Raw genomic sequence first — 12,626 nt, 5'->3', positions numbered from 1 at the left:
CGCGACTTGATGTGAGGAGTGTATTGATGCGACCGAGCAAAATCCTTGACTTGCATCAAATTTGGCCGGTTGAGCTGCTGGTGCAGAATTCTCACTGTATGAAATATTCTTTCATTTAGCGCCCTGAAACGACAGATTCTTTCAGGTTCGGCGCCCCAATTTGAATACCGACAAGGCCTGCGCCAGCTGCGCCGCCTGCTGGGCAACGCTGTGCGAGGCCGCAGCCGATTCCTCGACCAGCGCTGCATTCTGGCGCGTCATCACATCCAGCCCGGCCATCGCCTCGTTGAGCTGGGCAATGCCGCTGCCCTGCTCGCGGCTGGCCAGCGTGATCTCGTGCATGATCGTGGCCGCGCCACGGACCGAGCCCACCACCTGCTGCATGGTGTGGCCGGCTTCGCCGACCAATGCGTCGCCCGCGCCCACCTGGCGCACCGAGTCTTCGATCAGCAGCTTGATTTCCTTGGCGGCGCCGGCCGAGCGCTGGGCCAGGCTGCGCACTTCTCCGGCCACGACAGCGAAACCGCGGCCCTGTTCGCCCGCGCGCGCGGCCTCGACGGCAGCATTGAGCGCCAGGATATTTGTCTGGAAGGCGATGCCGTCGATCAGGCCGATGATATCCACGATGCGCGTGGCCGAGGTGCTGATTTGCGCCATTGTCGTGCCGACGCTGTCGACGGCCTCGCCGCCGCGCCCGGCAACCCTGGCGGCGGCGCCGACGAGCTCGTCCGCGCGCATGGCGCCGGCCGTGTTCTGCTGGACCGCGGCGGCGATCTGGCCGAGGCTGGCGGCGGTCTGCTCCAGGCTTGCCGCCTGCGATTCTGTCCGTGCTGCCAGCTCGAGGTTGCCGGCGGCGATGTCACGCGTGGCGTGCTCAATCGAATGCACGTTGCCGCGCACGTCGCCGACGATCGCCTGCAGGTTGATGTTGAGCTGGCGCAGCGCGCGCAGCAGATGGGCGATGTCGTCCGGGCCGGATGGGTCGGGCAGGTGCGACAGGTCGCCGCCGGCCAGCGCATGCACCGCGTCGAGGGCCGAACGCAGGGGCGCCACGATCGCAGCGCGCAGGCTGGCCCAGGCCGCGAGGCTGGCAAGCACGCCGAACGCGGCCACACCGCGCCACACGGCGCCGTGCGCGGCCAGGCCAAGCGCGGCGAGCAGCAGCGCCTGCATGCCCAAGGCCAGGCCCAGGCTGCGGCCCAGCGGCAAGCGGCGCATCGTAGCCAGGCGCGCGCGCATGCCCGTGTGCACGGCAACCCCGCCGCGGATGGCCAGTGCGCCCTGTTGGCCGTGGCGGAATTTTCGGTAGAGTTCGCTCGCTGCGGCAACCTGCTCGCGCGTCGGCGCGGTGCGCACGGACATGTAGCCGACTACATGCCCCGCTTCCTTGACCGGCACCACGTTCGCGACGACCCAGTAGAAATCGCCATTCTTGCGGCGATTCTTGACCAGCCCGGTCCAGGGCTGGCCGGCACCGAGCGTCTTCCAGAGGTCGGCAAAGGCTTCGGGCGGCATGTCGGGGTGCCGCACGAGGTTGTGGGCCTTGCCGAGCAGCTCGTGTTCGGAAAAGCCGCTGACCTCGATGAAGCTCGGGTTGACATAGGTGATGCGGCCCCGGGTGTCGGTTTTCGACACGATCGACTGGCCTTCCTGCATTCTGTATTCATTGCTGGTGACGGGCAAATTGTTGCGCACTGACTTCTCCTGTTGCCCTGCGGCAAATTACAAACGCACGATTGTATGTTTGCTCCGCCATCAAAAGATTTGATCTACATCAAATAACTGACCCTGATAGTCAAAACCAACATGTCGGCTCATGCTGCCCGTGGCGCCTAGCGGACGGCGAGCTAGTGCCAGGCGATCTCCTGACTCTGTTAGTCAACGCACGGTCGCTGAACCTGATCCATTGTATTTTTTGTATCGTGTCGCAGCGCCTGATACTGCGCGCAATTTCGGACCGCCACAGCGACCGCCCACGAGCGACGACGAATACGTCGGCGCTAGACATGGAACTTTTGCGCTGGCTTTGGGTCACTGACATTAATCGTGACCTTGGGCAAAAGAGCAAAGTGCCGATTGATATAGCGCACGCCAGTCTCGTCCCTTCGTTCTGTTTTTGGCGGAATCGAGGAAGAATGTGGTGATAGTCGAGTTTCGGTCTACTTCGCGTTGGTCTACATTTAAACGAGGGATACATCATGGATAATCAGAAATCTACCGAGGGAAAAGGCAGCGACGCAAGCCGCGAGGGTTTGGGTTCGAACATTGGCAAGAACCAGACTCCTGGCTCGAGCCAGAGCAGCAGCTTGTCGGGCAGTAGCCAGAGCAGCTCGTCGGGCAGCAGCCTTGGCAGCGCCAACGCTTCGCCAAGCAGCTCGGGTTCCGTCGGTGGCACCAGCAATGCAGGCAGCCAGCAAAGCGGCTCACAAGGTTCGGGCAACATGGGCAGCAGCAGCCTGAGCGGTTCGTCGTCGAGCCCTTCGAGCAGCAGCGGTAGCCAGCAAAGCGGCTCGTCGTCTTCGTCGAGCCCATCGAGCTCGTCGAGCCTGTCGGGCAGCAGCCTGCAGAGCGGTTCGTCGCCTTCGAGCGCAGCCGGCAGCAGCGGCAGCCTGAGCAACTCCAACAGCACCAACAGCGCACTGGGCACCAGCGGCAGCAGCACCGGCAGCACCGGTGGCAGCATGGGCGGCGCAAGCTCCCAGTCGTCGGACAGCGACAAGTCGTCCGCAACCGGCGGCATCAAAGGCGCCATGGCGTCGGTGTCGGCATCGGTGTCGCCTGACAAGCTGCACGAGAAAATCGACCAGGTCGCGCAAGGTGCGCAGCCGTTGGTCGATCGCCTGGTTGGCACCGCACACGCAGGCGTCGATCGCCTGTCGGGCATGCTGAGCGGCGCGGGTGAAACCCTGGGCGCGCGCAAGGGCCAGCTGAACGAAACCTACCAGAACTACTCGGTCAAGAGCACCGAGTACGTGAAGACCAATCCAGGCACCGCCCTGCTGGTCGCAGCCGGCGTCGGCTTCCTGCTGGCCAAGCTGCTGGGTGGCAGCAGCACCGAGCGCAAAGAGAATCGCTACTACCGCGACTGATCGGTTTAGCGTTTATTAAAAAACCCGGCAGGCGCCAAGCCTGTCGGGTTTTTTTTATTGGCTGTTTGGTTTATATAGGGTGGCCGGCTTTGCCGGCCGCGCGTTCAACGTCACGAAGCTCAGCCGCAAAGCGCGTCTAGCCATGCGAAGCTCAGCCCTAAAAACGGTCGGGCCATTCCGCACTGATTGAACGCGCGGGCGGGAGACCCGCCCACCCTACGTGAACCCCGGCTCCAGCGATTACTTGACCATATCCGTCGCCACCACCGGCACGACGGCCTGTTTCGGCTTGCGCCGCAACTTGCCCATCCCGCGCTTCATCAGGTGCTCGAAGTCGTCCACATACGTAAACACCGCCGGCACCACCAGCAAACTCAGCAAGGTCGAGGTGATCAGCCCGCCGATGACGGCAATCGCCATCGGCGCCCGGAAGCTCGGGTCGCCCGACAGGCCGAGCGCCAGCGGCAGCATGCCGGCGCCCATGGCGATGGTGGTCATGACGATCGGGCGGCTGCGCTTGTGGCAGGCGTCGACCAGCGCATCGAACCGGTTCATGCCGGCCTTGCGCGCCAGGATCGCGTAATCCACCAGCAGGATCGAGTTCTTGGTCACGATCCCCATCAGCATGATCAGGCCGATCATGCTCGGCATCGACAGCGCACTGCTGGTGATGAGCAGCGCCACGAAGGCGCCGCCGATCGACAGCGGCAGCGCGGCCAGGATCGTCACCGGTTGCATGAAGTCGTTAAACAGCAGCACCAGCACGCCATAGATGCAGAGCACGCCGATGAGCATCGCTACGCCAAAGCTGGCGAACAGCGCCTGCATTTCCTGGGCGTCGCCCAGTTCCGCGATCTGCACCGATGGCGGCAGCTTCTGGAAGGCCGGAAGGGCGCGCGCCTCGGTATTCACGTCACCCAGCGAGCGGCCCTGCAGCTCGACGTCGAGCGTGACGTTGCGGCTGCGGTTGAGGCGGTCGATCTGTGCCGGGCCGCTTTCCATCGTGATGGTGGCGACGTTCGCCAGCAGCACCGGGCCGTTTGCGCCCGGCACGGTCAAGCGTCCCAGCGCATCGAGATCGGCGCGCACCGCGTCCGGTAGCTTGACGCGGATCGGCACCTGGCGCTCGGCCAGGTTCATCTTCGCCAGCGAGATGTCGTAGTCGCCGGCCGTCGCCACGCGCACCGTTTCGCCGATCGCGGCAGCGGTCACGCCGAGATCGGCGGCACGCGCAAAGTCCGGGCGAACGATGATTTCGGGACGCACCAGCGAGGCGCTGGAACTGACGTTGCCGATGCCCTTGAGCGTGCGCAGTTCGCGCTCGGCCTGGCGCGCGGCGGCGCTCAGCGCTTCCGGGTCTTCGCTGCGCAGCACCAGCTGCATCTTGGTGCCGGTGTCGTTGGCGCCGACGTTGAAACGCGCGCCCGGGATCTGGGCGACCTTCTCGCGCAGCGCGCGCTCGATGTCGGACAGCCCCGTGTCGCGCTCGTCGCGGTGCGCGGTCGTCACGGTCAGCACGGCGCGGCGCGCTTCCGCTGCCGCGCCGGGTGCAAAGGCGTCGCCGCTGGAGCCGCCGCCGATCGAGCTGAACACGCCCTTCACACCGGGGACCTGCATCGCCGCCAGGCGCGCCTGTTCGGCCACGGCGTGGGTTTCCTTGAGCGTCGAGCCGGGCGGCAGTTCCAGGGTCACCAGGGTCTGCGAACGGTCGGCCGGCGGCACGAAGCCGGTCGGCAGCAGCGGCACCAGCAGGATCGAACCAATGAAGAACAGCGCCGATGCGATCGCGGTCACCAGCCGGTGGCGCAGGCACCACTGCATCGTGCGCATGTACAGGCTCATGATGCGGCCGTCCTTTTCCTCGCCGATGTGCTTGGCCGGCTTGAGGAGGTAGGCCGCCATCATTGGCGTGAGCAGGCGCGCCACCACCAGCGAGGCCAGGATCGCAATCACCGCGGTCCAGCCGAACTGCTTGAAGAACTTGCCGGCGATGCCGCCCATGAAAGCGGTCGGCAGGAATACCGCCACCAGCGAAAAGGTCGTGGCGATCACCGCCATCCCGATCTCGTCGGCCGCTTCCAGCGCCGCCTGCATGGGTGATTTCCCCATTCGCAGGTGGCGCGCGATGTTCTCGATCTCGACGATCGCATCGTCGACCAGCACCCCGATGACGAGCGCGAGCGACAGCAGCGTCACCATGTTCAGCGTGTAGCCGAACAGGTACTGCCCGAGGAAGGCCGGAATCACCGACAGCGGCAGGGCCGCCGCCGCTACCAGGGTGGCGCGCCAGTCGCGCAGGAACCACCACACCACCAGCACCGCCAGCACGGCGCCTTCGTACAGCATCTCCATCGAGGCGTCGAAGTTTTCCTGGACCGGTTCTGCATTGTCGACCACTTCGCGCAGCACGACGTTCGGATGCTCTTTCTGCAGCTGGGCCATGGCCTCGCGCGCGCCTACGGCCACGTCCACCTCGCCCGCGCCGCGGGTGCGGAAGATCTCGAAGCCCACCACTTTGCGGCCATCCTGCTCGGCAATCGAGCGCGGCTCGGCCACGGTATCCGTCACGGTGGCCACCTGGTCGAGGCGCACATGGCGCCCGCCCGGCAGCGGGATCTCCATCTCGCCCAGCGCCTGCGCCGACTGCACGGTGGCGATGGTGCGCACCGATTGTTCGGCGCCGTTCACGTCGCCGCGTCCGCCCGGCGCTTCGCGCTGCACGTTGCGCAGCTGGCGCGACACGTCCAGCGCCGACACCTGCAGCGCCGCCATGCGCTCGTCGTCGAGTTCCACGCGAACCTCGCGCGTCACGCCGCCGACGCGCTTGACCGCACCCAGGCCCGGCACGCTCAGCAGGCGCTTGGCGACGTCGTTGTCGACGAACCAGCTCAGTTCCTGGTCGTCCATGGCGCTGCCCGCAGTCGGGCTCGGGGTCGCCGTGAAGGTGGCGATCACGCGGCCCGAGGTGGCGGCCTTGGTCACGCTCGGGTCGCGCATCTCGGGTGGCAGGTCGGCGCGCACGCGCGCAACCGCGTCACGCACGTCGTTCACCGCCTCGGCCAGGTCTTTCTCGAGCACGAATTCGACGGTGACGGTGGCCACGCCGTCGAGCACCTTGGTATAGATGTTCTTCACCCCTTGCAGGGTGGCGACCGAATCCTCGATCTTGCGCGCGACTTCGGTTTCCAGCTGGGCCGGCGCAGCGCCTTCCAGCGTGGCGGCAACGGTGACGATCGGCAGCTCGATGTCCGGGAAGTCCTGGATCTTGTTGGCCTTGAAGGCCAGCAGCCCTGCCAGCGTGAGCAGGGTGAACAGCATGATGGCCGGAATCGGGTTCCGGATCGACAGTGCGGAAAAATTCATGATGGCGCCTTGTTCAGCGTGCCGCGGTTTGACGCGGCGCCGGCTTCGCGGGGATCGGAGTTGGCACATTACGTACCAGGTCGCCGTCGTTCAGGAAGCCGGCGCCGCTGACCACGATCGGCGTACCAGCCGCCAGGCCGCCGACGATCTCGACCTGGTCGCCGAGGCGGCGGCCGGTGCTGACCTTCAGCTGGCTCACGCGGCTGTCGCGGTTGAGGCGGAATACATAGCTGAAGCCGTCGCGCACGGCGACCGCCTGCTGCGGCACGGTGAGGGCATTCGATTTGCCCAGCTCGAAGCGGCCGCTGGCAAACATGCCGGCCTTGAGCGGTGCGTTGGCGGACAGCGACGGCGGCAGGTCGACATACACTAGCGCGAGGCGGGTCTGCGGATCCACGGTCGGCGCCACGGCGCGCACCTTGCCGCTGATCTCGGAGCCGCTGGCGGCGCGCACTGCGGCGCGCATGCCCGGCTTGATGCGGCCCAGGTCAGCCGAGGTAATTTCGGCGCGCCACTCGAGGCGGCCCTGGCGGATCATGCGGAACAGTTCCGTGCCGCCGCCGATCACGGCGCCGACCGTGGCGCTGCGCGCCGAAATGATGCCGCTATCGGGCGCGGTGACGGTGGCAAAGCGCAGGCGCAGGTTCTGCTGCTCCAGCGTGGCCTTGGCTGCGTTCACGCGTGCCGCTGCAGTGCGCTCGGCGGTGAAGTACTGGGTGATTTGCTGCTCGCTCAGCGCGCCGGAGCTGCGCAGGGCGCGGGCGCGGTCTGCGTTGGCCTTTGCCTCGGAGGCGTTGGCCTGTGCTTCCTGCAGCGCGGCGCGCGCCTGCTCGACGTCGGCGCGCACGGTCTCGCTCGCGAACACCGCAAGGGTGTCGCCCTTCTTCACGACGTCACCGACATTGACACGCACATCAAGCAGGCGCAGGCCGTTCGACTCGCTGCCGATCACCGCTTCCTGCCAGGCCGCGACGCTGCCGTTGGCGTTCAGGCCCAGGGGCAGGGACGTGCTCGAGGGCTGGGTGGTGGTGACGGTCAGGGCCGGCGTCGGCGCGGTGGGCTTCTCGTCCTTGGCCGCAGCGCGGTTCGGTACGGCCAGCGCGGCGGCAAAGCACAGGGCGGCGCCGGCGACGGAAGCCAGGGCGGCCGGGGGAAGGTGGCGAAGGGTAGGCATAGTGTTTGGCGGGCTTTCGGTTAAGCTGTGAAGTGTAGCAAAAATGCAATGTCCTGAGCGCGCAATGGGCCGGGTTCGCCCGGTAAATCCGGGCGCTTACAAAAATTTACCAATCCGATTCGTGGCTTGCCTTCCGCGAGGATATAACAGTGTTCATGCGATCCTGTCCGAGCTTCCTTCGTTTCGCCGTGCCAGCCCTGCTGGCCGTGGCGCTGCTGTGCGCACCAGGCGCACGCGCCGACGAGGCCATCGACGAGGCCACCGCGCTGCACCTGCTCAACCGCCTGGGCTACGGCCCCGCACCCGGCGACCTGGCCCGCGTGCGCGCCATGGGGCTGCGTGTCTATGTCGACAGCCAGCTCGCACCGCCCGCTTTGCCTGCGTATATCGAGGCGCAGCTGCGCCAGCCTGCCGCCACCGACGCCGGGGCGCGCGAGGAACGCCTGCTGCGCGCCATCGCCAGCCCGCGCCAGCTCGAGGAAGTCCTGTGCGCATTCTGGCTGGCGCATTTCGGCATTATGGAAGGGAAGGGACTCGGCGCGGCCGGCATCGGCGCGATTGCACGCGAGGCGGTGCGCCCCCATGTCTTCGGCAGCTATGCCGCGCTGCGGAGCGCCGTGGCCCGGCATCCGGGCATGCAGGGCCGGCGCCTCGGCGGGCGCAGCGAACACGATGCCGTGCGCGCACTCGCGGCGCATTTCGTCTCTGCCCCACCGGCCGCGCTGGTGCGCTCACTGGCGGGGGTATGGCGGCAGACCGGCGCCGACCAGCGCGCCGTCTTGCGTACGCTGTTCACCAGCCCGGCCTTCCTGGCGCAGGCGGAGGCGGGCAGCAAGCGCAAGGACGCCCTGCGTTTCGTGGTGTCGGCGGTGCGGGCGAGCGGCATTGCAGTAACCGATACGGTCGCGCTGGCCGAGGTGCTGGCGCAAGCCGGTTCGCCGGTGTACGGACGGATGGTGCCGATGGATAGCAGGGAGCGTACGGATTTCGTGACGCGCCTGGCAGAGGGCCGTGTGCTGCTGGCAGCGCCGGCGCCGCGCGCGCACGAACAGGCCTCGATGGCGCCGCCGCTGCGGGCGACAGTGGAGGGCGCCGCGCCGCAGGGCGAGGTCGCCCAGCCCGGGCCGGTATTGATGGAAGCGCCCACGCCCGCGGCTGCGGCAATGGCGGCTGCGCGCAACCGGCCGGCGGATGCCGATGGGTTGAAAGAGGCGCTGTTGGGAGAAGCCTTCCTGCGCTATTGAGAGGGCAGAAATCGGTTTGCGCGGTGCAGCAAACGCCTCAATATTGTCTGAAATTGGAAACGGTTCCTTATGGCAATAAGCACAGTAGTTGTACGGTATTGCAGTGCACAAAAAACTGGGTTATATTGAAACCGTCTCCTCCAGTTTTCTCCGAAAATTGGATTCTCGCCCGCCAGCCGCAAGGTTCGCGGGCGTTTTTTTATCGTATCGGGTTGCGAGCTTGTAAGGCGGCGGGTATTTGGGCGATGGCGCAATGCCGATCACTTGAGCGCCGCCGCTGACCCGTAGGGTGGGCAGATTCTGCCCACGCGTTCAGATCACGGTGCTGAAGCCCGTGCGCTTATTCGTGTCACGACTATCACCGCGTGGGCGTTCGTCATTCGGGCCATTGGCCCAAATGACCCCGCCCACCCTACCAAACCTTCCACTATCAGATCTAGGCGCCCTCGCCCTGGAACGACCCCGCGCGCCAGGTCAGCACCAGCGTGTCGCGGTGCCCATGCTCGCCGAGCGGCTGGATCGGGGTCGATTCGTGGATCACGGCTGCGTCGTCGAGCAGCAGCAGGGTCCAGGGCTCCTCCATGGTGAAGCGCTTGCCCATCGAACCTTCGGCCTCGAATACCCGCGTTTCGCCGCCCTTGATGCCGGTGCGCCCGATCAGGATGACGGCGACGAAGTCGACGCCGTCGCGGTGAGCACCCTCGGGGGTCGGGCGGCCGATGCCGTCGGCGGTATCGATGCGGAACTGGTGCGCTTCGACATGCCAGGTGTGGCGGCCGGCGACGTTCGAACAGACCTCGCCCAGCGCGTGCAGCAGGCGCTCCCAGGAAGGCAGCGCGACGGTGCCAGGCTCGATCGGTTCGAACAGGCGGTGCATGCCGCCGTGCAGGGCGTTGTACTCGACCGGCTGCCAGTGCGCGCGGTGCGGCGTCTGCGCCAGCGTCTCGCCGTTGTCAATGAAGCAGGAATGGCGGCGCCGGCGGTAGCGGCCGCCGTCTTTCAGGTAGTTGTCGAGTTCGAGCCGGTCCCAGCTCGGTACGAGCGCCTGGAGCTCAATCAGGGTGCAGCCGGCAAGGCGGGCCACATCGAGGGGACGCAGCAGGGCATAGCCCTCGCTGCGCACGGCATCGGCCAGGTCGGCCGGGGCGGTATAGGGGAGTTCACGTATCGTCATCCGGTTAGCGTAGCATTTTTCCACGCCGCGGACCTGAGGCTTACCAATTCTTGACCAGGGTAATGCGGAAGGAACGCGGCTCGATCGGGTGGAAATGGATGTCGTCGGTGGCCTCGGTTTCGCCCGCCAGGCGCGAGGCATAGTAATAGTCGATGGCCGAGTCGCGCCGGTTGCCCAGGTTGAAGCCTTCCAGCTCCAGCCGCAGGTCCTTGCCGATCCGGTAGCCAATCCGGCCATTGAGCGTGACGCTGGCCTGCGAGCGCACGCTGTCGTCTTCGATCAGCGGACGCGGGCCGAAATAGCGCAGGCGCAGCGCCCCCGACCACGGCCCCGCGCGGTCCACGCTCAGGCCCAGCTGGGCTACGCCTTCGACTGCGCCGGGAATACGGTCGCCGGCGGGGTTGCCGCCGCGCGAGCGCGCATGCGCATAGGCAGCGTCGACGTTCGCCGTTACCCATTTGTTGATGCGGTAGCTGTTCGACAGTTCGATGCCGACGCGGCGGCTCGGGTCGCCCGCTTCGGTATTGCCGGCGTCGCCGATATAGGTCAGCTCCGAGTCGAACTCGAGATGGTACAGCGACAGCGTCGTTTCCATCTTCGGGATCGCCACCGTGCGCAGGCCCAGTTCCATGCCGCGCGAGCGCACCAGTCCCGGCGTACGCTCGACCGGATCGAGCGTTTTTGGATCGACGCTCGCCACGGTGCCGCGCGCATCGTTGCTGTGGAAGCCGTGGCCATAATTGAAGTACAACTCGGTCGACTTCCACGGCCCGTAGGCGACGCTCAGCGATGGCGTGAGCAGCGAATCGCTGGCGCGTCCGGCATTCTCCGGACGGTCGCCATCCACGCGGAAGCGGTAGGCGTTCGCGCGTACCCCGACCACGGTGCGCAGGGCCTCGCTCCATTTGGTGGCGTTCTCCGCGTACAAGGCGGCGCTGGTTTCCACGATATGGTCTTCGCGTGTGGTCGCCAGCCTTTGGCGCGCACGGGTGTCGTACAGGCCGTTGAAGATATTGTCATGCTGCGCCTGCAGGCCCACCGTCATGTCCGAGGTGAGCGCGCCCTTGCTCAGCAGGTGCCAGGTATGGCTGGCGTCCAGGCCCGTGGTCACGCGGCGGTCCGGCTGGCTGAACTGGTCGCCGTTGACCGGGTCGTTCAGAAAATAGGTGAAGTTCGAATACAGGTCGAGCCGGTTGCGGATGACATAGGCACTCAGGCTGGTCGCCGTCTCCTGGGTCGTGCGGCGCCAGGCGCCAGACAAGCTGCTGCGCTGTGCTTCGCCACCGTCGCTCAGGTCGAGCGCGTCGAAGCGTCCCAGCCGGCCGCTTGCGACCGCGCGCAGCGGCACCTGGTCGGTGGCGTTCCAGTGGCCGCGGTAATGCATGGCGGCGACGTGCCAACCGTTGTTCTCGTAGCCGCGGCTGTAGCGCAGCACCGCATTGATCTTGCGGTAGCCGTCCGGCCGGGTCCACGGGCCGTCGTTCTTCATCAGCTCCAGCGCGTACAGCAGGTTGCCGCCCGCCGCTTCCGGTGAGCCGGCGATGACGCTGCGCGCAAAATTGTCCTGGCCCAGCGTCACCGAGGCGAGCGGCGCCACCAGCCGGTTCGCGTAGGCGACCGATGCCTTGCCGGCCGAAGAAAAATCCCCTTCCGCCGCCGAATACGGCCCCTTGCGGTAGTCGAGGCGGGTGACCAGTTCCGGGATCAGGAAATTCAGATCGGTCCAGCCCTGGCCATGCGCATGGCTGCGCTGGTTGACCGGCATGCCGTCGACCCAGGTGGCGAGGTCGGTGCCATGGTCCAGGTTGAAACCGCGCAGGTAGAACTGGTTGGCCTTGCCTTCGCCGCTGTGCTGGCTCGCGATCAGGCCCGGCGTGGCCTCCAGCAGTTCGCCCGGCCGGTACACGGTCAGCTTGTCGAGTTCCCTGGCGCCGACGCTGCCGGAACTGGCCGAGTCGCTCAGCCCGATCTGGTTGGCGCGCGCGCCTTCCACCAGCACGCGCTGCAGCACGAAATCGTCGGCCATGGCCGGGGTCTGGAAACAGAGGGCGGCGATGGCGAAGGGCAGCGGGCGAAGGGTCATTGGATGGTCGTATGAGCCGGTTGTTCCAGCGAAGATTGTGAAAATGTCAATGAGCGGATTGTACCCAAATTGTTGAAATTGACGGTGTTCAATTGATCCGGCAGGAAATCGATCAGCACGCCCTGGCGGACCGTCACGGTCTTCGACAGCGGCGCGTTCTCGAGTTCCTGGTAAATGACGACGCTTTGCGAGTCGGCCGTCATGCCGACCCAGCGCACCGGCAGGCGCGCCTTGTCCGCGCCCTTGAGCACGAACTGGGTCTCGACATACTTGCGCAGCACGGCCTGGTCTTCCGGATCGGTGAGGTCGAACTGGCGCCCGTAGGTGTTCATCAGCAGTGCTTCGATGTCGTGCGCCATATAGGTGTGGACGATCTCGGTGCTGCCGGTGCGCGGATTGAACGCGAGCTCGGTGATCCCGGTATGGAAGCGGTGCGCGCCCGCCGCCGCGCTCAGGCACAGCAGCAGGACGGCCAGCACGGCTTTGACACGACACATGA

At 66.2% G+C, this 12,626-nt stretch carries 8 protein-coding genes; 2 read left to right on the top strand and 6 right to left on the bottom strand.

Going from position 1 to position 12,626, the window contains the following annotated elements; genetic code table 11:
- Positions 1-141: 141 nt before the first annotated feature.
- A complete protein-coding gene (locus HGB41_RS07650) occupies positions 142-1,695 on the bottom strand; it encodes a methyl-accepting chemotaxis protein (RefSeq protein WP_171082807.1) in 1,554 nt (517 codons plus the stop codon).
- 503 nt (positions 1,696-2,198) lie between these two features.
- On the opposite strand from HGB41_RS07650, the gene HGB41_RS07645 reads away from it, so the two are divergent.
- Positions 2,199-3,089, top strand: coding sequence for a hypothetical protein (locus HGB41_RS07645; RefSeq protein WP_171082805.1), 891 nt, complete (start codon positions 2,199-2,201; stop codon positions 3,087-3,089).
- 240 nt (positions 3,090-3,329) lie between these two features.
- On the opposite strand, the gene HGB41_RS07640 is transcribed toward HGB41_RS07645, so the two are convergent.
- Both HGB41_RS07640 and HGB41_RS07635 read right to left on the bottom strand, forming a co-directional pair.
- A complete protein-coding gene (locus tag HGB41_RS07640) occupies positions 3,330-6,452 on the bottom strand; it encodes an efflux RND transporter permease subunit (protein WP_171082803.1) in 3,123 nt (1,040 codons plus the stop codon).
- 13 nt (positions 6,453-6,465) lie between these two features.
- Entirely contained in the window at positions 6,466-7,626 is a 1,161-nt protein-coding gene (locus tag HGB41_RS07635; RefSeq protein ID WP_171082800.1) for an efflux RND transporter periplasmic adaptor subunit, read from the bottom strand.
- Positions 7,627-7,781: 155 nt separating this feature from the next.
- Between HGB41_RS07635 and HGB41_RS07630 the strand changes: the two genes are divergently transcribed.
- The gene (locus HGB41_RS07630; RefSeq protein ID WP_171082797.1) at positions 7,782-8,870 is read left to right on the top strand and encodes a DUF1800 family protein; all 1,089 of its coding nucleotides are present in this window, start codon (positions 7,782-7,784) and stop codon (positions 8,868-8,870) included.
- 436 nt (positions 8,871-9,306) lie between these two features.
- Here the strand turns inward: HGB41_RS07630 and HGB41_RS07625 are convergent, their stop codons facing one another.
- The 3 genes from HGB41_RS07625 to HGB41_RS07615 are packed head-to-tail and all read right to left on the bottom strand — an operon-like array spanning position 9,307 to position 12,624.
- Entirely contained in the window at positions 9,307-10,044 is a 738-nt protein-coding gene (locus HGB41_RS07625; protein WP_171082796.1) for a 2OG-Fe dioxygenase family protein, read from the bottom strand.
- 40 nt (positions 10,045-10,084) lie between these two features.
- Complete coding sequence (locus HGB41_RS07620; protein WP_171082793.1) at positions 10,085-12,127, bottom strand: TonB-dependent receptor; 2,043 nt, start codon at positions 12,125-12,127, stop codon at positions 10,085-10,087.
- A complete protein-coding gene (locus HGB41_RS07615; RefSeq protein WP_229422895.1) occupies positions 12,124-12,624 on the bottom strand; it encodes a DUF6702 family protein in 501 nt (166 codons plus the stop codon). Before HGB41_RS07615 ends, HGB41_RS07620 begins: the two co-directional genes overlap by 4 nt.
- Between the last annotated feature and the right edge of the window lie 2 nt (positions 12,625-12,626).

Origin of the sequence: Telluria aromaticivorans (assembly GCF_013003915.1) — a bacterium.
Lineage (GTDB): Bacteria > Pseudomonadota > Gammaproteobacteria > Burkholderiales > Burkholderiaceae_D > Telluria > Telluria aromaticivorans.
Note: the sequence above shows the minus strand (reverse complement) of the source record. Positions and strands in the feature narration are given on the sequence as shown.

Bases quoted from the DNA above. Each gene is read 5' to 3' on its own strand.
- HGB41_RS07645 (WP_171082805.1), top strand. From the start codon at position 2,199: ATGGATAATCAGAAATCTACCGAGGGAAAAGGCAGCGACGCAAGCCGC.
- HGB41_RS07630 (WP_171082797.1), top strand. From the start codon at position 7,782: ATGCGATCCTGTCCGAGCTTCCTTCGTTTCGCCGTGCCAGCCCTGCTG.
- HGB41_RS07625 (WP_171082796.1), bottom strand. From the start codon at position 10,044: ATGACGATACGTGAACTCCCCTATACCGCCCCGGCCGACCTGGCCGAT.
- HGB41_RS07640 (WP_171082803.1), bottom strand. From the start codon at position 6,452: ATGAATTTTTCCGCACTGTCGATCCGGAACCCGATTCCGGCCATCATG.
- HGB41_RS07615 (WP_229422895.1), bottom strand. From the start codon at position 12,624: ATGTGTCGTGTCAAAGCCGTGCTGGCCGTCCTGCTGCTGTGCCTGAGC.
- HGB41_RS07620 (WP_171082793.1), bottom strand. From the start codon at position 12,127: ATGACCCTTCGCCCGCTGCCCTTCGCCATCGCCGCCCTCTGTTTCCAG.
- HGB41_RS07635 (WP_171082800.1), bottom strand. From the start codon at position 7,626: ATGCCTACCCTTCGCCACCTTCCCCCGGCCGCCCTGGCTTCCGTCGCC.